The organism is Amycolatopsis sp. BJA-103, assembly GCF_002849735.1.
Taxonomy (GTDB): domain Bacteria; phylum Actinomycetota; class Actinomycetes; order Mycobacteriales; family Pseudonocardiaceae; genus Amycolatopsis.
In genome coordinates, this window is the sequence record NZ_CP017780.1 from 7229335 (window position 1) to 7251592 (window position 22258).

Annotated in this window: 22 protein-coding genes and 1 other RNA gene; 10 read left to right on the forward strand and 13 right to left on the reverse strand. The window is 70.4% G+C overall.

The features are described 5' to 3' along the window. Positions 1–46: 46 nt before the first annotated feature. The 3 genes from BKN51_RS32160 to BKN51_RS32170 all read right to left on the reverse strand — a co-directional run bounded on the left by BKN51_RS32160 (position 47) and on the right by BKN51_RS32170 (position 4408). Positions 47–2023: a DUF6541 family protein gene (locus tag BKN51_RS32160; RefSeq protein WP_101611192.1), complete on the reverse strand. Its 1977-nt coding sequence runs from the start codon at positions 2021–2023 to the stop codon at positions 47–49. 73 nt (positions 2024–2096) lie between these two features. After that, a complete protein-coding gene (locus BKN51_RS32165; RefSeq protein WP_101611193.1) occupies positions 2097–3395 on the reverse strand; it encodes a hypothetical protein in 1299 nt (432 codons plus the stop codon). Next, a complete protein-coding gene (locus tag BKN51_RS32170) occupies positions 3392–4408 on the reverse strand; it encodes a glycosyltransferase family 2 protein (RefSeq protein WP_101611194.1) in 1017 nt (338 codons plus the stop codon). The genes BKN51_RS32165 and BKN51_RS32170 overlap by 4 nt, the downstream gene beginning before the upstream one ends. Before the next feature lie 61 nt (positions 4409–4469). Between BKN51_RS32170 and BKN51_RS32175 the strand changes: the two genes are divergently transcribed. Continuing rightward, complete coding sequence (locus BKN51_RS32175; protein ID WP_101611195.1) at positions 4470–5582, forward strand: UDP-N-acetylglucosamine 2-epimerase; 1113 nt, start codon at positions 4470–4472, stop codon at positions 5580–5582. 89 nt (positions 5583–5671) lie between these two features. Here BKN51_RS32175 and recR read toward each other — a convergent pair whose 3' ends face one another. Next, complete coding sequence (recR, locus tag BKN51_RS32180; RefSeq protein WP_101611196.1) at positions 5672–6268, reverse strand: recombination mediator RecR; 597 nt, start codon at positions 6266–6268, stop codon at positions 5672–5674. A 1-nt stretch (position 6269) separates the two neighbouring features. Beyond that, on the reverse strand, positions 6270–6626 hold the full coding sequence (locus BKN51_RS32185; RefSeq protein WP_005166259.1) for a YbaB/EbfC family nucleoid-associated protein: 357 nt from the start codon (positions 6624–6626) through the stop codon (positions 6270–6272). Between the two features lie 89 nt (positions 6627–6715). On the opposite strand from BKN51_RS32185, the gene BKN51_RS32190 reads away from it, so the two are divergent. Then, positions 6716–7558, forward strand: coding sequence for an N-acetylmuramoyl-L-alanine amidase (locus BKN51_RS32190; RefSeq protein WP_101611197.1), 843 nt, complete (start codon positions 6716–6718; stop codon positions 7556–7558). A gap of 60 nt (positions 7559–7618) precedes the next feature. Here BKN51_RS32190 and BKN51_RS32195 read toward each other — a convergent pair whose 3' ends face one another. Beyond that, positions 7619–9700, reverse strand: a complete 2082-nt coding sequence (locus BKN51_RS32195) for a DNA polymerase III subunit gamma and tau (RefSeq protein WP_101611198.1) — start codon at positions 9698–9700, stop codon at positions 7619–7621. Between the two features lie 83 nt (positions 9701–9783). Here BKN51_RS32195 and BKN51_RS32200 point away from each other — a divergent pair, with 83 nt between their 5' ends. Continuing rightward, positions 9784–10617 carry a spermidine synthase gene (locus BKN51_RS32200; protein WP_101611199.1) on the forward strand — a complete coding sequence of 278 codons (834 nt, stop codon included), beginning with the start codon at positions 9784–9786 and terminating at the stop codon, positions 10615–10617. A 113-nt stretch (positions 10618–10730) separates the two neighbouring features. On the opposite strand, the gene ffs is transcribed toward BKN51_RS32200, so the two are convergent. After that, an RNA gene (gene ffs / locus BKN51_RS32205) (signal recognition particle sRNA small type) lies at positions 10731–10825 on the reverse strand. 46 nt (positions 10826–10871) lie between these two features. Between ffs and BKN51_RS32210 the strand changes: the two genes are divergently transcribed. Further along, positions 10872–11762, forward strand: coding sequence for a serine/threonine dehydratase (locus BKN51_RS32210; RefSeq protein ID WP_101611200.1), 891 nt, complete (start codon positions 10872–10874; stop codon positions 11760–11762). Position 11763: 1 nt separating this feature from the next. On the opposite strand, the gene BKN51_RS32215 is transcribed toward BKN51_RS32210, so the two are convergent. After that, entirely contained in the window at positions 11764–13236 is a 1473-nt protein-coding gene (locus tag BKN51_RS32215) for a sensor histidine kinase (RefSeq protein ID WP_101611201.1), read from the reverse strand. Then, positions 13214–13963, reverse strand: coding sequence for a response regulator transcription factor (locus BKN51_RS32220; protein WP_101611202.1), 750 nt, complete (start codon positions 13961–13963; stop codon positions 13214–13216). Before BKN51_RS32220 ends, BKN51_RS32215 begins: the two co-directional genes overlap by 23 nt. 171 nt (positions 13964–14134) lie before the next feature. Between BKN51_RS32220 and BKN51_RS32225 the strand changes: the two genes are divergently transcribed. Then, positions 14135–14743 carry a hypothetical protein gene (locus BKN51_RS32225; protein ID WP_101611203.1) on the forward strand — a complete coding sequence of 203 codons (609 nt, stop codon included), beginning with the start codon at positions 14135–14137 and terminating at the stop codon, positions 14741–14743. Here BKN51_RS32225 and BKN51_RS32230 read toward each other — a convergent pair. Next, positions 14737–15810, reverse strand: coding sequence for a hypothetical protein (locus BKN51_RS32230; RefSeq protein ID WP_101611204.1), 1074 nt, complete (start codon positions 15808–15810; stop codon positions 14737–14739). The genes BKN51_RS32225 and BKN51_RS32230 overlap by 7 nt on opposite strands. Before the next feature lie 52 nt (positions 15811–15862). Here BKN51_RS32230 and BKN51_RS32235 point away from each other — a divergent pair, with 52 nt between their 5' ends. From BKN51_RS32235 to BKN51_RS32245, 3 genes are all read left to right on the forward strand, one after another. Next, on the forward strand, positions 15863–17038 hold the full coding sequence (locus BKN51_RS32235) for a sensor histidine kinase (RefSeq protein ID WP_101611205.1): 1176 nt from the start codon (positions 15863–15865) through the stop codon (positions 17036–17038). Then, positions 17035–17691, forward strand: coding sequence for a response regulator (locus tag BKN51_RS32240; protein WP_101611206.1), 657 nt, complete (start codon positions 17035–17037; stop codon positions 17689–17691). Before BKN51_RS32235 ends, BKN51_RS32240 begins: the two co-directional genes overlap by 4 nt. A gap of 67 nt (positions 17692–17758) precedes the next feature. Continuing rightward, on the forward strand, positions 17759–17965 hold the full coding sequence (locus BKN51_RS32245; RefSeq protein ID WP_101611207.1) for a hypothetical protein: 207 nt from the start codon (positions 17759–17761) through the stop codon (positions 17963–17965). A 479-nt stretch (positions 17966–18444) separates the two neighbouring features. Here the strand turns inward: BKN51_RS32245 and BKN51_RS32250 are convergent, their stop codons facing one another. Beyond that, the gene (locus BKN51_RS32250; protein WP_101611208.1) at positions 18445–18903 is read right to left on the reverse strand and encodes a nitroreductase family deazaflavin-dependent oxidoreductase; all 459 of its coding nucleotides are present in this window, start codon (positions 18901–18903) and stop codon (positions 18445–18447) included. 147 nt (positions 18904–19050) lie between these two features. On the opposite strand from BKN51_RS32250, the gene BKN51_RS32255 reads away from it, so the two are divergent. Beyond that, positions 19051–19740, forward strand: coding sequence for a TetR/AcrR family transcriptional regulator (locus tag BKN51_RS32255; RefSeq protein ID WP_168214435.1), 690 nt, complete (start codon positions 19051–19053; stop codon positions 19738–19740). On the opposite strand, the gene BKN51_RS32260 is transcribed toward BKN51_RS32255, so the two are convergent. Both BKN51_RS32260 and BKN51_RS32265 read right to left on the reverse strand, forming a co-directional pair. Then, positions 19724–20347: a TetR/AcrR family transcriptional regulator gene (locus BKN51_RS32260; protein WP_101611210.1), complete on the reverse strand. Its 624-nt coding sequence runs from the start codon at positions 20345–20347 to the stop codon at positions 19724–19726. The genes BKN51_RS32255 and BKN51_RS32260 overlap by 17 nt on opposite strands. A gap of 9 nt (positions 20348–20356) precedes the next feature. After that, a complete protein-coding gene (locus BKN51_RS32265) occupies positions 20357–20551 on the reverse strand; it encodes a hypothetical protein (protein ID WP_101611211.1) in 195 nt (64 codons plus the stop codon). Positions 20552–20721: 170 nt separating this feature from the next. Here BKN51_RS32265 and BKN51_RS32270 point away from each other — a divergent pair, with 170 nt between their 5' ends. Then, positions 20722–22245, forward strand: coding sequence for a 3-hydroxyacyl-CoA dehydrogenase (locus tag BKN51_RS32270; protein ID WP_101611212.1), 1524 nt, complete (start codon positions 20722–20724; stop codon positions 22243–22245). The last annotated feature ends 13 nt before the right edge of the window (positions 22246–22258 follow it).

Below are 22258 nucleotides of genomic sequence, written 5' to 3' on the forward strand. Positions count from 1 at the left end.
CGACGCGTGGTCACGGACGTACTGGACACTGGATCACTCTATCTTCTTACTGGCCGTGAGCGGTGTCGGACCCGGTGGTGGCGCCGGCGGCGACCACACCTTGCTGACCTTCGATTTCGTAAACCGACGCGTCGGGGTTGTGGAAGACGCGCTTGAAACCCGGAGTGATGTCGAGGCGCTGGAGGCCCACCGCGGACTGCGCGTTGGGGGCCACCTTGCCCTTGCCGACGAGCACGTAGCGCACCTTGAGATCGGTGAGCGCGGCGCGCACGCGCGGATCGCGGTTGATGTCGTTCAGGAACACGCTGAGCCAGCCCGCCTTGGTGGTGAACTCGGCGCCGTAGTTGGTCCACTCGACCGGCTGGGCCCCGGAAAGGGCGTACATCCACACCGAGCCGTCGGCCTTGTCGTTCATGACGCGCTCGCCCGGTACGACGTGCTTCCCGAGCCAGGCGTAGGCCTCTTCCTCGCCCTTGCTGACCGAGGGGCCGTCCGCGCCGTAGTTCAGCGCGAGCCGCGCGGAGTTGCGGCCGATGTAGCCGCCGCGGCTCAGCACCGTGACGACCAGCCCGATCACCAGCGCGCCCGCGATGGCCGCGGTGACCGGGTTCAGGTTCGGCTTCCGCTCGCGGATCTTGTCGGCGAACTTGCCCGACGCGGTGTGCACGAACTCGCCGAACGCGACGGCGCCCGCCAGCGGCACGAGCGCGCCGAGCCGCCAGTGGTCGTTGTAGAACGGCCCGGTCAGGGTGTGGATGAGCGGGGTCTCCAGCGAGATCGTCGCGGCGAACAGGCCGCCGAGGACGACGTACGCGCCGACCATCCAGAGCATCCGCCGGTGCCGGACCAGGAAGAACACCCCGATGATCGCCGGGATGCCGATCCACCACTGCGGGAAGGCCGCCATCGGCGAGAACGTGATGGTCTGCCCGAGCGCGCCGGACACGCTGGTCTCCGACGCCCAGTACGCGCTGGTCACGCCGCCCGCGTTGTAGAGCGCTGGCAGGACCTGCGGCACGCCGAGGATGGCCGCCATCGCGATCGTCGCCACCAGCGAGGCGGCGCTGCGGCGCCAGCCGATCTTCTCGAGGCGGAACAGCACCGCGAGCAGGATCAGCAGGAAATAGACCATGATCACGAAGATCAGGCTGGTGTGCAGGCCGGCCAGCCCGGCGACGCCGACGCCGATCGCGACCGGCCCGGCGATGCCGTGCGGCTTGAGCAGCAGGCGGGCGAGCGCGAGCATCGCGGGCACGAGCGCCACGCCCGCGACGTACGGCCACAGCGGGCCACGCCACAGCGAGTCGTACGGGAACGCGGTGAACCAGGTGGACACGGCCGCGGCCGCGGCGGTCGCGAGGACCGGCATGCGCCAGGCGCGGCACATCGCCGCGACACCGAGTGGAACGGTCAGGACGACCATGAGCGCCGCCAGGTTCAGCGTCGGCATCATCGTCAGGCCGCCCTTGCCGAAGACCAGGGCGAGCAGCGCGTGATAGGTGTCCGGGTAGAAGTAGTCGGTCTGGTTCGGCAGGTTCGCGATGGTGCCGACCGTCGACGCGCGCGCGTCGCCGTGTTCGGCGATCCAGCGCACGAGGTTGCCGTGGAACGGGGCGTCCCAGCCCTGCTGGACGTTCTCCAGGGTGTGCGAACCGCGCAGGAAGGTCACCGTGCCGACGCCGAGCCCGACCAGGACACCGGCGCCGATCAGCAGGTGGTCACCCAAAGAACGGCTCGGCGCGTCCTCGTCGTCTTCGTCCCAGTCGGGGTGACGTTTCGCGGTGAAGCGGAGCACGAGGAACGAGAGGCCGAAACCGACGACCGACAGCAGCAGGACCCACAGGCCGACGTTCAGCATGTTCCAGCGGATGCCGAAACCGCCGAGGATCGGGATGCCGATGGCGACGAGGCCGAAGGTCAGCAGCGGGGCCGCGGCGGCGAGGGTCCAGCCGCGCAGCCTGATCGCGGCGCCGAAGACGAGCCCCGGCAGCCAGAACGCCAGCAACACCAAAAGAACGTTCATCGAATTCGCTGTCCAACCCTATTCGGCGTTAAGAAACGCCACCCCGTTCGCGGCGCGCGATGGCGCGGCCACACTATCGAGACGTTTCGGACGGCTGTGCGTTGCCCGTCCCGGGGGTGCCTCTCACCACGAACGCCATGACCACCAGGAGCCCGACCGTCGGACCCGCGGCGAGACCCACGACGGCACGCACGACGGTGTCGCCGGGGAAGAACAGCAGGACCAGCGCGGTCGCGACGACGACGGCGGCCCAGGTGATCAGTACTTTCTTGGCCTTCGCCTGCGCGACGAGGACGGCGGCGAGCAGCTGCATCGTGGCCAGCAGCACCGAAGACCAGACCAGCCCGGCCATCCACCAGGCCTCGGGATCGTTCTTGGCGCCGTAGACCAGGCGGACCACCCACGGGCCGATCAGCCAGCCGATCAGCGCGCCGAGGGCAGCTAGCGCGAGCGCGGCCATCGAGCCGAGCGCGAGCAGCCGCCGCAGCCGGTGCTTGCCCTCCTCGGTGCTGGACAGGCGCACCACGGTCGGGACGGCGAGCGCCTGGACCGGCGCCATCAGCGTGAGCGGAGTCCTGGCCACGAACAGGGCGAGGAAGAGCACGCCGAGCTTGTCCTTGTCACCGCCGGGCGCGAGCAGGCTGACCAGCGCCGGGTAGCCGGTGATGACGCTCGCGGTGAGCCCGGCGCCCGCGAGCAGCATGAGCATGTTCGTGACGATCGGCTTCGCGGGCTCGTCGGCGTCCAGCTTCGGGTCGACCAGGCGGGCCGCGCCGCGGGCGAAGAGCAGCCAAGCGAACGAGCCGGTCGCGGCGGCGATGGCGAACCAGTACAGCTGGGTGAGCCCGGCGACCACCAGCGCGCCGACCACGAGGATCCGCACGGCCGCTTCGACGAGGATCAGCCAGGAGTAGGACCGGACGTGGTCCTGGCCGATGAGCAGGCCGCGCGCGGCGAACTGGAAGGCGAACGAAAGGCCGCCCGCCAGCACGATCACGGCGAGCGCGAACTGGCCGCCGTAGACCTTGTCCGTGATCGGCGGGAGCAGGGTGACCAGGCCGACGACCACCACGGCGATCGCGCTGGTGACGAAGGCGAGGACCGCCGGCCGTCCGGCCTTGCGGCCCTCGAGCGCGGCGTGCGCGGACTGGCGCGAGATCTCCTGCTCCAGCGGGGACAGGGCGGCGCCCAGCCCCATCAACATTCCCCAGAAGGAGAGCAGGACAGCGTTGTCGGCCTTGGACAGCGTCCGGCCCCAGACGACGGTCAAGACATAGCCGAGCGCGATCGCGATCAGCAGGTAGACGCCGATCCGCCCGGCGGATTTCCCGGTGTCCTTGGCCAGTTTCTCGCTGCTCACCGCGGTGCTCATTTACGCAGCCGGGCCCGCAGCGCCAGGAAGAGGCCGCGCAGCGCGCCCGCCCCGAATCCGGCGGCGAACACGGGCGTGAGCTGGGCGACCGCCTTGGCCTCGGCCTTGGTCGCGCCGAACTTCGTCACCGCGAAACCGGCGGCTGTCGATCCGACAGCGGCCAGCGTGACGGCGGTCTTCGGGCGCTTCGCGGCGATACCGAGCCCGAGCACGCCGACGGCCATCGCGGCGAACAGGCCGTTGCGCGCGGGCCCGGGCGACGCGAGATACGAATCGACGAACGTGGTGCCGCGGAAATACGACTGCCCGACGAACTTCTTGAACGAATCGCGGCCGTGGTAGGTCGCGGAGAACTCCGGGGCGAGGAAGATACGGTGGCGTTCGGCGATCCAGCGCAGAACACCCGTGTCGTCACTGGCGAAACGGACGTCTTCGAAGAGCGACTCGAACGCGTTGGACGAATCCTCGAGAACGTCCTTCGGCGCGGAAAAGAATCCGGTGCCTTTCGGGAAGACGTCGAACTCTTCGATACCGAACGACATCAACCGCGGGTTCGCGCAATAACGACGCCACGGGATCTTGACCAGCCCGGCCATGAATCCCGCATACGGATTGTGTTCGGACGCGACGTTGATGTGACCGTTCCACACCGTGCGCTCGGGGTGGTCGACGAGCTGGTCCCGAAGGAAGACGAGCGAGGAGGAATCCACGATCACGCGGCTGTCGAGCAGCAGGATCTGCGTCCCGGACGCCTTCGCGATGCCCGCCCGGCGCGCCTCGAACCGGCCGCTGTTCGGCTGGGTGAGGACGGTGATGCCGTACAGCTCCTGCAGCCGGGCCAGCTTGTCGCCGGTGCCGTCGGTGCTACCGTCGTCGACCACGACGACCTCGACCGGCCAGTTCGCCGCCTGTGCCGACGCGATCAGCGCGCCCACACTGCGGTCGATCCAGTCCTGCTCGTTGTAGACCGGGATCACGACGGACAGGGCCGGGAGGAGCGAATTCGCACTCACCCCGGCGAGGCTACCTTGCGCGGCCCACCAGTATCCTTCGGGCACCGCAGACCCCGACAGAATGGCTCTTCCGGTGATTTCCTTCATTCTCGGCACCACGGCGGAACTGATCAAAATCGCGCCGGTCTACCACGGCATCCTCGAACGCGGGGTCCGGCCGAAGATCTGGTTCACCGCTCAGCACGTCGACGAGGTCTCGGACGTTCTCGCCGACCTGAACCTCCCGGAGCCCGACGTCTGGCTGGTCCCGAAGGAGAAGGCGCACAACCTGGAGTCGCCCGCGCAGGTGCCGGGCTGGGCCGCGCAGGTGCTGCGCACCGCGTGGAGCCGCCGCGCCGAGCTGAAGGCCGCGCTGGTCGAGGACGGCCGTCCCCCGCTCGTGCTGGTGCACGGCGACACCTTCACCACGCCGTACGGCTCGCTCATCGGGAAGCGGATCCTCAAGTCGCGGGTCGGGCACGTCGAGGCGGGCGCGCGGTCGGGCAGCATCATGTCGCCGCTGCCGGAGGAGCTGAACCGGAAGATCGCCGCGAAGATCGTCGACATGCACTTCGCGCCGAGCGCGCGTGAGGTGAACAACCTCCGCAACGCCCGCGGCGTCGTCGTCGACACCGAGGCGAACACCGCGATCGACGCGATGCGGCTGGCCATCAACGGGCCGCTCGACCTCGAAGGGCTGCCGGAGAAGTTCGGCCTCGCCACCCTGCACCGCTTCGAGCTGGTCTCGCGCGCGGACAAGTACCGCGAGGCGCTGGAGATCCTGCGCGAGCAGAGCAAGCAGATGCCGATCCTCTACATGGCGGGCGCGCCCGAGCGCGAAAAGATCCGCGCGCTGGGCCTGGCGAACCTCTTCGACGAGAAGAACTTCATCATCCAGCCGAAGATGCGGTACCTGAAGTTCCTGCCGCTGGTCGCGCGCGCCGAGTACGTCGTCACCGACTCGGGCGGCCTTTCGGCCGAGTGCTACTACCTCGGCCTGCCGTGCGCCGTGCACCGCGAGCGCACCGAGACGCCGCAGCACCTCGGCGAGACCGTCGTGCTGACCGAGATGCGCGGGGACAAGCTGCAGAACTTCCTCGACACCTACCAGAACCGCCGCGGTGAGTCCTGGGTCGAGAAGTTCCACCCGTCGGAGATCATCGTCGACACGCTGGCGCGCCTCGGCTACTGCTGACGCCTTCGCTTTTCGCGCTCCGCGCGCGCTATGAAAGGCCCGTTACTTGCAAAATTTGCAAGTAACGGGCCTTTCATAGCATCCGGAACCTAGAGCGCCCGCCGCCCCGAAAGCGCGCGGCCCAGCGTCAGCTCGTCCGCGAACTCCAGGTCACCGCCCATCGGCAGGCCCGAAGCGAGCCGGGTCACCGACAGGCCGGGGAAGTCGCGGAGCATCCGCACGAGGTACGTCGCGGTCGCCTCGCCTTCGGTGTTCGGGTCGGTCGCGATGATGATCTCGCTGATCTCCGCGCCACCGATCCGCGCGAGCAGCTCACGCATGCGCAGCTGCTCCGGCCCGATGCCGGACAACGGGTCCAGCGCGCCGCCGAGTACGTGGTAGCGGCCCTTGAACTCGCGCGTCCGTTCGACGGCGAGCACGTCCTTCGGCTCCTCGACCACGCAGATGACCGTGAGGTCGCGGCGGGTGTCGCGGCAGATCCGGCAGGTCTCCTGTTCCGAGACGTTGCCGCAGATCTCGCAGAACTGCACGCCTTCCTTGACCTTGCCGAGCACTTCCTGCAACCGCGCGATGTCCGCGGGATCGGCCGCCAGCAGGTGGAAGGCGATCCGCTGCGCGCTTTTGGGACCGACGCCGGGCAGTCGCCCGAGCTCGTCGATCAGATCCTGGACGACACCCTCGTACAAGCTAGCCGCCGAGCCCGGGGAAGCCGCCGAGGTCCGGCATCCCGCCGCCGAGGCCGCCGGCGAGCGGGCCGAGCTTCTGTTCCGTGAGCTTCTGCGCGTTGGCCGAGGCGTCCCGCACGGCCGCGACGACCAGGTCGGACAGGGTCTCGACGTCGTCGGGGTCGACCACCTTGGGATCGATGGCCAACGACTTGAGCTGGCTGTCGCCGGACACGGTCGCGGTGACGAGGCCGCCACCGGAGGTACCGGTCACCTCCGTGTTGGCCAGCTCTTCCTGGGCCTCGACCAGCTTCTGCTGCATCTGCTGGGCCTGCTGCATGATCTGCGACAGGTCGAAGCCGCCACCGGGTTGCACCATGATCCGATCGGTCCTCTCCTGGAAAATCCTGTGCCGCCTACCAGCCTAGCCGTCACTCGTGTGGCACCGTTGGCGCCGTGCGACGACGGATGGGTCTTGTGGTGGCGATCGGATTGGCGCTGTTCACGGCGTGCGGCGTGGAGACCCCCGCGGCACCGCCGCCGACTCCGGCCGCCCCGGGGACGACGACCGTCCTCACCACCCTCCCGCAGCCGAGCTCCGCGCCGAGCGTGCCGCCTTCGAGCGCGCCCCAGCCGCCTCCCGCCACGTCGCAGCCGAAGACGGGCAAGGTCGTCGTGCTGGATCCCGGTCACAACGGCGGCAACTCCGGCAGGCCCGGTGAGATCAACAAGCAGGTCCCGGCCGGGCGCGGCAAGACGAAACCGTGCAACACCACCGGAACGTCGACGAATTCCGGCTATTCCGAGCACGCGTTCACCTGGGACGTCTCGCAGCGGATCTCGGAAGCCTTGAGCGCCAAGGGGATCCGGGTCATCCTCACCCGGCAGAACGACACCGGCGTCGGGCCGTGTGTCAACGAGCGTGCCGCGATCGGGAACGACTCCGGGGCGGACGCGGTCGTGTCGATCCACGCCGACGGCTCGAATTCCGCGGGCGCGCACGGCTTCCACGTCGCGTATTCGGCCCCGCCCCTGAACGCCCAGCAGGGCGAGCCCTCGACGAGACTCGCGACGGCGTTGCGAGACGGCATCCGCGCCGGCGGCTTCCCGACGTCGACCTACCTGGGCACGAACGGCCTCGCGCCGCGCGCCGACCTCGGTGGGCTCAACCTCTCGACCCGGCCCGTCGCGCTCGTCGAATGCGGGAACATGCGCAACGCCGCCGAGGCCGCGACGATGTCGAGCGAAGAAGGCCGCCAGCAGTATGCCGCCGTCATCGCGAAGGCCATCGCGGACTACCTCGCGGGCTGAGCCCTCGCGTTTAGTCCTCTGGTTGCGGTCCTTGCACGCGCAACTACCGCATTCAGAGGACTAGTTGCGCTCTTCGAGCGGGCGCGCGTTGAGGTGGTCGGTGAGCAGCTTCCTGGCGATCTCTTCCGGGTCCTTGTCGGGCGGGAGCGGAGGAGGAGGCGGCGCGGGGCTCGCGTCCTCGGAGTAGAGCTCTTCGTCGTCCTCGACCGGCTCGGGCGGGAGCGGGATGTCCGGCTCGGTTGTCGCCACCTTCGGCCGCTGGGGCTCCGGTTTCGGCGGCGGAGGCGCCGGAGCGGCACCGGGCGCCTCGGCGGACCGGCGGGTGAAGGACCGCTCGGGCCCGGACGGCGGCGGCGCCGCAGCGGCCTTGGGAGCCGAGGCCTGCCGGGCCTGTGCGGCGCCGTGGACGCACCGCACCTGCCAGTCGCCGCCGAAGACCTCCTTGAACGCGGCCGCGATGCGCTCCGCGTTGTGCGGCTCGGAAAGCCGCCGCGCCAGGGGTTCGGCGTTGTGCGTGAGCGTGACGGCGTTGCCCTCGACGTTCGCCACACTGGCCTGCGTCAGCATCGACGCCGTCACGGTGCCGCCGGGGGCCTTGCGGATCGCGGTCAGCACGTTCGGCCAGCGGCCGCGGATCCCTTCCGTGTCCGTCCCGCCCGCCGACGGCGACGACACTGCCGCCGCCGCCGCAGGCGCGGGCGCGGCAGGAGGCGGAGTGGGCGCGGAAGGTCGCTGCGGGGCAGGGCGTTCGGCGGCCGGCTCGGGACGCGCGACGGGCTGAGGCGCCGGTGCGGGTTGCCGGGCGGGCTCGGGCTGCTGGGCGGGAGCGGCGGACCGTTGCGACGGCCGCTGGAACTCGCGCACGGGCTCACCCGCGGGAGCCGCGGGAGCCGGTGCCGGAGCGGATTGCGCGACCGGCGCGGACTGAGCGACCGGCGCGGCAGGCGCGGCTTGGACGGCACCTGCGACGGGGGCCGGTGCCGAAGCGGCGCGGCGCTCGAGTCGTTCGAGCCGGGCGAGCAGCGCGTCGGTGCCCTCGGCGACCGACGGCAGCAACATCCGCGCCGTCAGCAGTTCCAGCACCAGCCGCGGCGAGGTCGCGCCCCGCATCTCCAGGAGTCCACTGTGGACGATGTCGGCGTAGCGCGAGAGCGTGGCGGGCTCCAGTTTGCCCGCCTGCTCCTTCATTTTCTTGAGCTCGTCGTCCGGCGCGGAGACCAGTCCGCGCTCACCCGCGTCCGGCACCGAACGCAGCATCACCAGGTCGCGCAGGCGGTCGAGCAGGTCGGTGGCGAACCGGCGCGGGTCGTGCCCGGCCTCGGCGAGGCTCTCGACGGTGCCGAACACCGCGGACGCGTCGTCCGCGGCCAGCGCGTCGACCATGCCGTCGATGAGCGCGACGTCGGTGACGCCGAGCAGGGACACCGCACGCGGGTAGTCGACGCCATCCGGCCCGGCGCCCGCGAGCAACTGGTCCAGCACCGACTGCGTGTCCCGCGCGGAACCACCGCCCGCGCGGATGACCAGTGGGTACACCGCGGGCTCGACCTGCGCGCCCTCGGCGGCGACGTTGCGTTCGAGCAGTTCCCGCATCGACTTGGGCGGGATCAGGCGGAAGGGGTAGTGGTGCGTCCGCGACCGGATGGTGGGCAGCACCTTGTCCGGTTCGGTGGTCGCGAAGATGAAGATCAGGTGCTCCGGCGGCTCTTCCACGATCTTCAGCAGGGCGTTGAAGCCCTGCGTGGTGACCATGTGCGCCTCGTCGATGATGAAGACGCGGTAGCGCGAGTCCGCCGGGGCGTAGAAGGCCCTGTCCCGCAGCTCACGGGCGTCGTCGACACCACCGTGACTGGCCGCGTCGAGCTCGGTGACGTCGACGCTGCCGGGGCCTTCGGGCGCGAGGTTGCGGCACGAGTTGCACTCGCCGCACGGATCCGGCGTCGGGCCCTTGGCGCAGTTCAGCGAACGCGCCATGATGCGCGCGCTCGACGTTTTTCCGCAGCCGCGTGGGCCGGAGAAGAGGTAGGCGTGGTTGATCCGGCCTGCCGCCAGCGCGATGCGCAGCGGATCGGTCACATGCTCCTGCCCGACGACCTCGGCGAAGGTAGCCGGACGGTACTTTCGGTACAGCGCTAATGCCACGCGTTGAATCTAACAGTGGCGCGTAGCGTCTCGATTGAGGGCGGCGGCGGGGGCATGGATGGATACCGGGAAGGGCCGACAGGGTGAGACCAGCACCGACCCCAGGCACGTATCCGGTCCGCTTCGGCACCGCCGAACTGATCCGTGACGCCGACCGCGCCAACGCCTGGACGATCTCGGTCGACGGTGTCGCCCAGTCGCACGTCGACCTCGACGACCCCACGGATCTGGAGTTCGACTACATCCGCCGGATCGCCGACGTCGTCGACTGCCTCGGCGAAGGCCCGCTCGACGCACTGCACGTCGGCGGGGCGGCCTGCACGCTCCCCCGGTACGTCGCCGCCGCACGGCCACGCTCACGGCAACTGGTCTTCGACGCCGACGGCGAACTCGTCGCGCTCGTCCGCGAGCAGTTGGGCTTGAAGGGGCTGAAGGTGCGTGTCGGCGACGGCCGCGAAGGCGTCTCCGGCCGGTACGACGCTTCGGCCGACCTGGTCATCGTGGACGCCTTCGAACGCGGGGTCCTCGCCGGCGGGCTCGCGACCGTGGAGTTCACGAACGAGGTCGCGCGGGTCCTCCGGCCGGCGGGAACCTACGTCGCCAACGTCTCCGACGGCCCGAACCTGCCGTTCCTTCGCCGGTTCCTGGCGACACTGGCGACGTCGTTCCCGCACCTGGTCCTGCTCGCGGAACCCGGCGTCCTCCGGGGCCGCCGCTTCGGCAACATCGTGGTCGCCGCGTCCCGCACGGAACTCCCCGTGACGGACCTGACCCGCCGGGCCGCCTCGTCCGCCTACCCGGCCCGCTGCGTGGCAGGAAACGACCTCCGCGACCTGCAAGGCAAAGCGCGCCCCATCACCGACGCGGAAGCCCTGCCGTCGCCGATCCCGCCAAAAGACGTCTTCGGAATCTTCTGAGCCCCGCTGCTCACCGCACACTGATCACCGCACCTTGGTCACCTGAGCGACCAACCGTGGGGGGTCCGGGGGGCGAAGCCCCGCCGGGCGGGTTTGGGGTTGCACCCCAAAAATCAAGGGGACCCCGCGCACCCGTCAGAGCTTGCTTATCCTTGCTGCCTTCCGGCCCTGGGGAGGTTCACAAGATGGACGCCGCGCGGGGTCCGAGGACCAGTGTAGTCACTCCCGTCCCGGCATGGAGGACAGTGGGGGGTATGAGTACTCCGACCTGGGCCGATGTCCTCCAAGCAACCGAAGCCGTCCACCCGTTCGTGCGACGCACGCCGGTGTTGCGCGCCGAGGTCGACGGGCGCCCGCTGGTCCTCAAACTGGAACATCTGCAGCGGAGCGGGTCGTTCAAACTGCGGGGCGCGGTGAACGCGCTGGTGAGCGGGCCGTTGCCGGAGCGGGTGCTGACGGCGTCCGGCGGTAACCACGGGCTGGGCGTGGCGACGGCGGCTTCCCTGCTGAATCTGCCCGCGACGGTGTACGTGCCGGAGTCGGCTCCGCAGGCGAAGACAGACCGAATCGAGGCGGCGGGCGCGAAGCTCATCCGTCATGGAGCGACGTACGCCGAGGCGGCCGCGAAGGCGCTCGAAGCCTCCTCTGAGCCGGGTACGCGGTACCTGCACGCGTACGACGATCCCGCCGTTATCGCCGGTCAGGGCACTGTGGCGGCCGAAGTGATCCAGGACGCGCCGGACGTCGACGCGTTCCTGGTCGCGGTCGGCGGTGGGGGTCTGGTCGCCGGGACGTCGCTGGCCGGGTTGCCGACGTTCGCCGTCGAGCCGGAGCGGTGCCGCGCGCTCGGCGCGGCACTGGAGGCGGGCGGGCCGGTGGACGTGGAGATCGACTCGGTGGCGGCGTCCGCGCTGGGCGCGACCAGGATCGGAAGCGTGCCCTTCGGCGTGCTCCGCGACAGGGTGACGTCGGTGCTGGTCAGCGACGCGGAACTGCTGGCCGCGCGCGACCGGCTCTGGGAGGAGTTCCGCCTCGCCGTCGAACCGGCCGCCGCGGTGCCGTTCGCCGCGTGGCTGGCCGGGCGGACCGAGGGCGAGCTGCCCTGCGTCATCCTGTGCGGCGCCAACAGCGAATGGACTCCCTGAATCAGGCGGCCCGCAACCGGACCTGGAACTCCGTCCGCCCCGGGCGGCTGGTGACCCGGACCTGCCCGCCGTGCGCGCCGACGACGGCCGCGACGATGGCCAGGCCGAGTCCGGTGCTGCCCGCCGCCCGCGACCGCGAATCGTCGCCGCGGGCGAACCGTTCGAAGACGTCCGGGAGGATCTCCGGCGGGATCCCCGGCCCTCCGTCGACAATGGACAGTGTCGCCAGGGAATCCACTATGGACAGAGAGGTGGCGACCTCGGTGCCGGCCGGGGTGTGGGTGCGGGCGTTGCCCAGCAGGTTGATCACCACCTGGTGCAGCTGATCCGCGTCGCCGAGGACGGTGATCGGTTCGGGCGGGACCTCCAGCAGCCACCTGTGCTCCGGCCCGGCGACGTGCGCGTCGGCGACGGCGTCCGCGACCAGCCGGGAGAGATCGACAGGTTCGTGCACCACCGGACGGCCGGAGTCGAGCCGCGCGAGCAGCAGCAGATCCTCGACCAGCCCGGTCATCCGCGTCGATTCCGATTCCACCCGTCCCATCGCGAAGGCGATGTCGGGCGGCACCTCGGAGCCGGACCGCCGGGTGAGTTCCGCGTAGCCGCGGATGGCCGCGAGCGGGGTCCGCAGTTCGTGGCTGGCGTCCGCGACGAACCGGCGCACCCGGCTCTCGCTGGCCTGACGGGCGGACAGCGCGTGGGAAATGTGGCCGAGCATGCGATTGAGCGCGAAGCCGACCTTGCCGACCTCGGTCCGCGGGTCGGTGTCCACTTCGGACACTCGTTCGGACAGCGCGACCTCGCCGCGGTCCAGCGGGAGTTCGGCGACCCTGGTCGCGGTGGCGGCCAGGCGGTCGAGGGGTTTCATGGTGCGCCGCACGGTCACCGCGCCGAGCGCGCCCGCCAGCACGATGCCGCCGACGGCGACCCCGCCGAAGATGAAACCCAGGTTCCACAACGTGTCCGTGACGTCCTTGGTGGGCAGTCCGGTGATCGAGATGCCGCCGTTGGAAAGCGGCTTCGCCACCACGCGGTACTCACCGAGCGGCCCGAGGTCCACATCACGGGGCTCGCTGCCCGGCGCCGACCGCAGCAAGGTGTCGATCTGGGTCCGGGTGATCTCGTCGTGCGGGAACGGGTCGAGGATCTTCGCGTCGTAACTGGACCGCAGCACCGCAGCGAGCACGCGTCCGTCCGGGAACACGCTCACGAACAACGAACCCGTGCTCTGGCCGTAGGCGCGCAAACCCTCGGGAACCCTTTCCCCGCCGGGACGGCCCGAGGGCGGCGGGCGGCCGGCACGCTGACTGGTCTCGTCGAGCCGGGCGTCGAGCTGGTCGATCAGGATGTCCCGCAACGCCAGCTCGGTCACCACGCCCACCACCAGGCAGACGAGCGCGAGCAGCCCCGCGACCTGCGCGATCAGCCGCCGCCGCAGGGACCACGGCCGCCTAGCCCGCGGGCTTGAGGACATATCCGGCGCCGCGCATCGTGTGGATCATCGGTTCCCTGTCGGCGTCGATCTTCTTGCGGAGGTAGGAGATGTACAGCTCGACGATGTTGGCCTGGCCGCCGAAGTCGTAGCTCCACACGCGGTCGAGGATCTGTGCCTTCGACAGCACGCGCTTCGGGTTGCGCATGAGATAGCGCAGCAGTTCGAACTCGGTCGCGGTCAGCGGCACCGGATCGCCGCCGCGGTGCACCTCGCGGCTGTCCTCGTCCAGGGTCAGGTCGCCGACGACCAGCGTCGAACCGCTCGGCCCGGCGACCCCGCCCGCGCGCCGGAGCAGCGCGCGCAGCCGCAGGGCGACTTCCTCCAGGCTGAACGGTTTGGTGACGTAGTCGTCGCCGCCCGCGGTGAGACCGGCGATCCGGTCCTCCACCGCGTCCTTCGCGGTCAGGAACAGCACCGGCAGGTTCGGCACCTCGGAACGCAGGCGGCGCAGGACGTCCAGCCCGCTCATGTCCGGCAGCATGACGTCCAGCACCACCGCGTCCGGCCGGAATTCCCTGGCGACGCGGACCGCCTCGGTGCCGTCGGCGGCGGTGCGGATGTCCCAGCCCTCCATCCGCAGGGCCATCGACACGAGTTCGGACAAGGTCGCCTCGTCGTCGACGACCAGCACCCGCACGGGGCTGCCGTCGGCGCGGCGCAGGCCCGCCTTCGCGGAACCGGACGAAGGGACGTTCACACTGGTCATGCTGCCATCCTGGGCGGCGCCGGTGAGCCTTCCCTGTGTCCCGCCTGTGCGTTTCCTGTGAACGATCACCCGGCAGGGGAAGGAAACACAGCGCGTGCCCACCGACGGCACAGCTTCCGCACAGCGACGGCGAACAGCATTGGCCGCAACCGAGTACACGGAGGCGACCAGATGACCGAACCGACCAAACCCGCCGAACCCCCGGCGGGTGAGACAGCCGCCTGGGGCGCGCCGGCTCCGGCGGGCGAACCGAAGAAGGCCTGGTCGGGCCGCAAGACCGCGATCGCGGCCGGGGTGGCGGTGGTGATCGCCGCCGGTGGCGGCGCCGCGATCTGGGCCGGAACCGCCGCGAACGGCGCCGAACAGGGACAGGGCGGGATGATGGGCGGCCCGGGCGGCCGGGTGCTCGTCGGCCCCGGCGGCGGGATGCCGCGCGACGCGCTGCACGGTGACTTCGTCGTCTCCGACGGGAAAGGCGGCTACAGCACCGAGCGGCTGCAGACCGGGGAGATCACCGAGATCAGCGCGACATCCGTCAGCCTGACCAGCAAGGACGGCTACAAACAGGTCTACACGGTCGATTCGTCGACACGGAAGACCGGCGATCCCAAGATCGGCGAGACGGTGACGGTGACCGCCAAGGTCTCCGGGAACACCGCGACGGCGACGACCCTCGGCAAGGCCGGGCAGAACCAGCGCGGCCAGAACGGCGGCCAGCCGGGGCAGGGCCAGCGTGGTCAAGGCCAGCCTGGGCAGGACGGACCGCCGCCCGGCTACTGACGCACGGCGGCGAGCAGCGCGGCGGCCGTCTCGGCGGGTTCCTGTCCGGAGGTGTCGAGGACGACGCGGTCGCCGCGAGAACGCCGCATCCGAGCTGCCTCGTCGACGGCGCGGGCGACCACCCCGTCCCGCACGCCGGAGGGCACGCCGCGGAGTTCGTCGCCGGCCAGCAGCGCGGATTCGCCCTCGGCCCGGCGGCGGACGCGGTCGGTGAGGGTCGCGGCGTCGGCGTCGAGGTGGACGACCTTGATCTCGTCGAAGACTTGCCGGTGCTCCGGGCGGAATTCCCTGGCCACGACGAGCAGTCGCCGCGCTCCTGCGTCGCGGTAACCGCGCCAGACAGCAGCGAGGATCGCCGCCTCCACGGCCGGATCCGGGCCGGGGTGCACGAACCCGAACTGCGCGAGATCGGCGTAGGCGACCGGCTCCCCCTGCGCCCAGAAGTCCCGCAGCGCGCTGAACGCGGCCGTCGACTTGCCGACCGCCGTCGGGCCGGTCACCACGGTCACCGGTCCGGGCAGTGGCTCCACGGGATCCGGCGGCAGGACCGTCCCGTCTTCCACGACGCAGCGGCGGAACAGGGCGTCCACGGTCTCGTCGGGCTTCTGTCCGGTCGTGTCCAGCCGCTCGCCGAAGCCGGTGCGGTCGTAGGCGTCCGCCACCGCGAAGAGATCGGGCAGGGCGGCGGCGGGCGAACCGCGTTCGAGGAACCGGCTCCGGAGTTCGTCGCGAGCACAAGTGAGCCTGATGAGCGTGAGCTCGAAGTCGCGGCCCTCGAAGTACGCCTCGATACCGTTTTCGGGGTCCACGACCCCGGACACAACGACCTGCCTGACACCCCGGCCGCGCAGGATCTCCAGCACCCGCAGCAGATTGGCCGCCTTGATCGCGTGCGAGGCCTCGCCGCCTCCCGGGGGCGGGCCGATCAGGCCGAGCTGATCGATGTCGACGTAAGCGACGTTGCCGCCCGATTCCGTGATGCGCGTGTACAAACCCCAGGCGGTGGTGGATTTTCCCGCTCCCGGTGCCCCGGTCGTCCAGAGCACGGGCGTCTTCACGGCCGTCATGGCTTTTGATCTTAGGAACCCCTGTCCACCGAAATAGGGCAGAGTTGGGCGCGTGCGGGACATCAGTGGTTCGCTGGCGAGACAGGCGTGTGCGGTCGCGGCCGTCTGCCTGGTGGCCGACGCCGGGCTGTTCCTCATCGCCGGGCCGCCGCTCTCGCTCGGCTGGCAGGCGTGGGTGGTGCTGGCAGGCGGGATCCTCGCCAACGCCGCGCTCGCCGGGCCGTCGCGGTACTCCGGCTGGGTTTCGGCCGCGCACGGCGTGCTGCTCACCGCCGCGCCGCTCCTGCTGTTCCCCTACGACCACTATCTGCAGGCCACGAACGCGGGCGTGCTGATCGCGGGCTACCGCGCGGGCGCCTGGCTTTCGACGAAACCCGCGCTGGCCGCCCTCGGCGCGATGCTCGCCGGGCTGGTCGCCTGCAACGTCATCCCGGTCGACCGGGGCGACCGGGATTGGCGGCTGCTGCTCATCGACGTCGGCGTGAGCGGGCTGCTGCCGTGGATGGTCGGCCGCTACACGACCGCGCGGCGCGCGTACATCGCCGATCTCCAGCGCGCGGAGGACCAACGGCGACAACACGAAACCGAGGCGGTGCGCCGTGCCGTCATCGAAGAGCGCACGACGATCGCCCGCGACCTGCACGACGTGATCTCGCATCATGTCAGCGCGATCGGCGTGCACGCCGGCGCCGCTCGGCTCGGGCTGCCGGAGGGCGAACCCGCCGTGCGGCGTTCGCTCTCCGCCGTCGAATCGTCGAGCCGGGCCGCGATGGCCGATCTGCGGCGTCTGCTGGATCTGTTGCACGGCAAGGAGAACGGGGACGCGCAGCGGCAACCGGGGCTGGACAACCTCGACGAGCTGCTCGACAACCTCCGCACCGCCGGACTTCCCGCGCGGCTGACCAGTCACGGCGGACCGCGGGAACTGCCGGGGTCGGTGGACATCGCGCTGTACCGTATCGCGCAGGAGGCGCTGACGAACGCGCTCCGGCACGGCTCCGGCAAGACCGTGGAAATCGACCTCGCCTACCGGCAGACCGAGGTCGTCCTCACCATCACGAACGGAATCGGCCGCACGAGCCGGAACTCGGCCGCCGAATCGACGAAACGCGGTCTCGCCGGGATCAGGCAGCGGGTCGCGTTGTTCGGCGGGGAAGCGGAATGCGGACCGCTCGACGACGGGCGGCACTGGCGGGTTCGAGTCGGATTTCCTTTGGAGGCGGAGTGATCCGGGTTCTGCTGGCGGACGACCACGCGATGTTCCGGTCCGGGATGCGCGCGGTACTGGACACCCAGGCGGATTTCGAATGCGTCGGCGAGGCCGCGGACGGGCGCGAGGCCGTCGCGCAGGCGGCCGCGCTGCGCCCGGACGTCGCGGTGCTCGACGTCCGGATGCCCAAATTGGACGGCCTGGCCGCGACCGAGGCGATCATGTCCGCGCCGGGCAACGACACCCGCGTCCTCGTGCTGACGACCTACGACTCCGACGAGTACGTCTACCGCGCGCTGCGGGCCGGGGCGAGCGGGTTCCTGTTGAAGAGCCTCGCCCCCGAAGAGCTCGTCTCGGCCATGCGGGTGGCCGCGCGCGGTGACGCGCTGATCGACCCGACGGTGACCCGGCGGCTGGTGTCGACCTTCGCCACCAGCATCGAACCCGTCGCCGCCGAACCGGCGGAGCTGGAGCGGCTCACTTCACGCGAACGCGAAGTCCTCATGCTGGTCGCCGACGCCTCCAGCAACGCGGAGATCGCCGTGCGCCTGCACGTGGGCGAAGAGACGGTGAAGACCCACGTCTCCCGGATCCTGGCGAAACTCGGGCTGCGCGACCGGGTGCACGCCGTCGTCTACGCCTACCGCAACGGTCTCGTCGGCGGCCGGTGATCGGTTCGCCGGACGGGGCTCGCGGTGCCAGAATCGCCCCAAGGCACGTCGAGGCGGGGAGCTGCGCATGAAACGCTGGGTCACGCTCACGATCGGACTGGTCTTCCTGCTGGTCGGCGGTGTCTGGGTGCTCCAGGGCGCCGGTGTGCTGACCGGCAGCTTCATGACCGGGCAGAAACTGTGGTTCCTGATCGGGCTCGTCGCTTTCCTGGTCGGGGTGGTGCTGGTGGCGGCCACCGCCCGTCGCGCCCGGCGGGCACGGTCCGAGGACTAGGCGATCTGTGCGGGTGGTCGTTCGTGCTCGTGCCGTCCCTCGGTGTCGGCCTCAGGGCGGGTGTTGCGAAAGTGCCGTTCGCAACGTTGAAGGTTGCGAAAGTGGCTTTCGCAACACCGGGGATGGGGTGGCGATAGGCGCGGGTTGGTCGTGAGTGGCGATTCGGGTTGGGGCCGAGGGTGTCTTGGTCACCTGCCGGCCTCTGGCTGCGGTCGTTCACGGGGCCGGGCCGTGAAGGGCCCCTTGCCTACCTTGACAGTAGTGATGGAGGCCTTCACTACCTTCGTGATCGCCCCACCCGCACCAGCGGCCGCGCGTGAAGACCCCTTCCGCCGGCTCAGCCGAGGAATCGCGACCTTCGCACCTTCCCCAAGTACGTGATGGCCCCCTTCCTTGCGTCTAGCGCAAGGAAGGGGGCCATCACGTACTTCAAGCGACCACGACCACCCCGACCCACCACGCCCCTCCCGCTCTACCTCTCACCGGCTCGCGATCTTGAAGATCGGGTACCCAGGTGCGATCTCCAGGAGGGTTTCGTCGGACGCCTTCGCGTCGACACCGTCGAAGAACACGCCGACCTCGAACTTCCAGCGCTTGAGGTAGGCGCGCAGGATCTCGGGCTTCTCGTCGTCGGCGAGTTCGGTGTAGGTGAACGTCTCCGTGCGCCGCCCGACGCTGAGCTGACCTTCGCCCGCGACGCGCAGGTTGCGGACCCACTGCGTGACACCGCGCGGCGCGACCAGGTAGCGCTCGCCGTCGAGCTTCAGCAGATTGACCGGGACCGAGCGCAGCTCACCGCTCTTGCGACCGCGGACCGAGAGGACCCGGCTGCCCAGGACGCTGACGCCGAGCTTCGTCAGCTTGAGCACGAACTCGTTGAACGCGTTGGTCGCCTTGGCCGGCTTCAAGTAGCGGGTGGCGGTGGCTGCGGTGGTCATCTCGTCTCCTCGGACTCTGCTGGATCTCGCTCTGCTGAATCAAACTCTGCGAGAGCAGCGCTCTCTGTTAAGAGCAGTGAACACCAGAGCGGCGCCTCGCGTCAAGAGCAGTGCTCTCTTTTAGGTGCGATGCTCTACAGTGAGAGCATGGCCGCCACCCAGACCGCGCGCGAACGCGCCCGTGCCGAGCTCACCCGCGAAATCAAGGACGAAGCCCGCCGCCAGCTCGCCGAAGTCGGCGCGCTCGGCCTTTCACTCCGCGCCGTCGCGCGCGAGCTGGGCATGGTCTCGTCGGCGCTCTATCGGTACTTCTCCAGTCGCGAGCAGCTGCTGACCGACCTGATCCTCGACGCCTACAACGCCGTCGGCGAGGCCGCGGAGGCCGCCGACGACGCGAAGAAGTCCTCATTGGAACGGTGGGAAGCGATCTGGCACGCGGTCCGCACCTGGGCGAAGGCGCACCCGCACGAGTACGCGCTGATCTACGGCTCGCCGATTCCCGGCTACCAGGCCCCGCAGGACACCATCGCGCCCGCGGGCCGGGTGGCGTTCGCGCTGGTCGCGGTGCTGCGCGACGCCAACCTCCGGGTCGAGACCGAGGTCGGCGAGATGCCCGTCGAACTCCTGCACCAGCTCGACGCCATCGCCGGGATCCTCAAGATCAACCTGGCCCCCGAGACGGCTTCCCGGCTGATCATGGCGTGGACCCAGCTGTTCGGGATGATCAACTTCGAGCTGTTCGGCCAGTACGTCGGCTCCGTCGACCCGTCGGACGCCTTCTTCGCGCACGGAATCCGTCAGATGGCCGAGTTCACCGGGATCAAGATGACCGGCTGAGCGCGGTCCAAGACCGCATCAGCAGCTGGACGGCGTCCACCGCGTCCTCGTCGCCGGTCCCCTCGGGACTGAGGAAACGCTGCAGCAGGAGACCGTCCTCGAGCGCGTGCAGGATCAGCGCGAGAAAGGCCGGGTCGGCGGGCGGCGTCGCGCCCCGGGCGGCGAGCTCGGTCCGGACGGAGGTCTCCAGCAGTGCCCTTGTCGACTTCTCGCCTTCGCCGACGAGCGGCCGCGCTTCGGGATTCCTCAGCGCGTACAGGGCCAGCTCGGTGCGCAGGATCAGCCAGCCTTCGAGGTGTTCGGCGCGCTCGACGTTCCAAGCGCGCAGCCGGTCCATCAGCTCGGCGAAGGAACTTACGCCCGAACTCAGCGCGGCCACCTCCACGGCCTCGCGCTGGGTCCGGCGGCGCAGCAGCTCGACGACCAGCTCGTGCTTGCCGTCGAAGTTGCCGTAGAAGGCTCCGCGCGTGAAGCCGGCGCGTTCGGCGATCTGCTCGACCGACGTGCCGTTGACCCCGCGTTCGGCGAAAAGCTCGGCGGCCGCCTCGAGCAGGCGCTGTTTGGTCTGCTCGCGGCTTTCTTCCCGCGTCAAGCGTTTCGCCGTCACATGGCGATCCTAGAGTTCGCGGCTTCCCTGCCGTCCGGTCAGCCAGACCCCGCCCGCGAGGACGGCGACGGCGACCACGACGGCCAGCGCGGTGAGCGGCCACAACGCCTGGCTCGCGAAGAGGGCGCCGACGGCCCCGAAGAGAACGGCGACGAGGAGCAACGGCGTGGTCCGGACGGCTGCGGCGGCGGGGACGGTGGCCATGGGAGCTTTCCCTTCGGGGGTGGTGCGCGGAACACTCGGTTTTCGCGGATGGGACCGCGCCGGTTCGGTGGCCTTACGCCGGGTAGGGCACGGATCACCCTTCCGGGCGAGATATCGGCGTGACGGCTAACGTCACGCCGGGGACGGCATCGAGGGAAAGGCGGCTCGCGGTGGAGAAGTGGGCGGAGCAGGTCGGCAGGATCCGGGTCATCGGAACCGGGGTGATGGGCCGGGGCATCGTCCAGCTCGCCGTGACGGCGGGGCTCGAAGTCGAGCTGGCCGACGCCCGGCCCGACGCGGTCGGCGAGGCCATCGACCACGTCGGCGCGATGCTCGGCAAACTCGCCTCGAAGGGCAAGATCACCGAAGAAGCCGCCGCGTCCGCGAAAGGGCGGCTGATCGCGGCCGACGGACCGCTGGCGCCCGCCGACGGCGTGGATCTCGTGATCGAAGCCGTCCGCGAGGACCTCGAGATCAAACGCGCGCTGTTCGCCGAGCTGGAACGCGTCTGCGGCCCGGACACCGTGTTCGCGACCAACACCAGCTCGCTTTCGGTCACCGAGATCGGCGCCGCGCTGACCGATCCCGGCCGGTTGCTCGGCCTCCACTTCTTCAACCCGGTCCCGCTGATGCGGCTGGTCGAGGTCGTCCCCGGCGCGCGGACCGCGGCCTGGCTGCCGCCCGCGATGACCGAACTCGTCCGCGGCTGGGGACACGAACCCGTCCTCGCCCGCGACGCGCCGGGCTTCCTGGTCAACCACGCCGGCCGCGGACTGGGCACCGAGGCACTGCAGATCCTCTCCGAGGGGATCGCGAGCCCGGCCGAGGTGGACCGAGTCGCGCGTGACGTGCTGGGCCTGAAACTCGGCCCGTTCGAACTGCTCGACCTCACCGGTCTCGACGTCTCGCACGCCGTGCTCGAAAGCATCTGGAGCGGTTTCCACGGCGAACCGCGGCTGCGGCCGTCGTGGCAGACGCGGCCCCGGGTCGCCGCCGGGCTGTTCGGGCGCAAGAACGGCGAGGGCTTCTACCGCTACGTCGACGGCGCGCAGCAGGCCGACCCGGAGCCGCCCGCCCCGGAAGCGCCGGCGACACCGGTCTGGGTCGAGGACGAACGCCTCGGCACGCTGCTCTCGGCGGCGGGGATCCAGGTCGTGCACTCCGCCTACCCGGACACCGTCCTGATCGTCAGCCCGATCGGATCGTCCACTGTGGACGCCGCGCTGGCCGCGGGTCTCCCGGCGGACCGGGTCGTCGGGGTCGATCCCCTCGGCGGCTACGGGAAACGCCTGACCCTTTCGGTCCATCCCGCGCTCGACCCCGCCGCCGGCCGCACCGCCTGGGGCGCGCTCGCCGCGACCGGGCTGCCGGTGACCGTGGTCCGCGACGGCCCCGCGCCGATCGCGCAACGGCTGCTGGCGTCGATCGTCAACACCGCCTGCTTCATCGCCGGGCAACGGCTCGCGACGCCGGAGGACATCGACACCGCCGTCCGGCTCGGCCTCGGCTACCCGCGCGGACCGCTGACCTGGGGCGAGGAGGCGGGCGCGGATCTCGTGCTGCGGGTCCTGCGCGGACTCGTCGCGAGCACCGGCGACCAGCGCTACCGGCCGAGCGGCTGGCTCACCGAACGGGTCGCGCTCGGCCTCCCGCTCACCTCGGCGGGCACCTCACCGGACGACCTTCTCCGCTAGATACGTGAAGGCC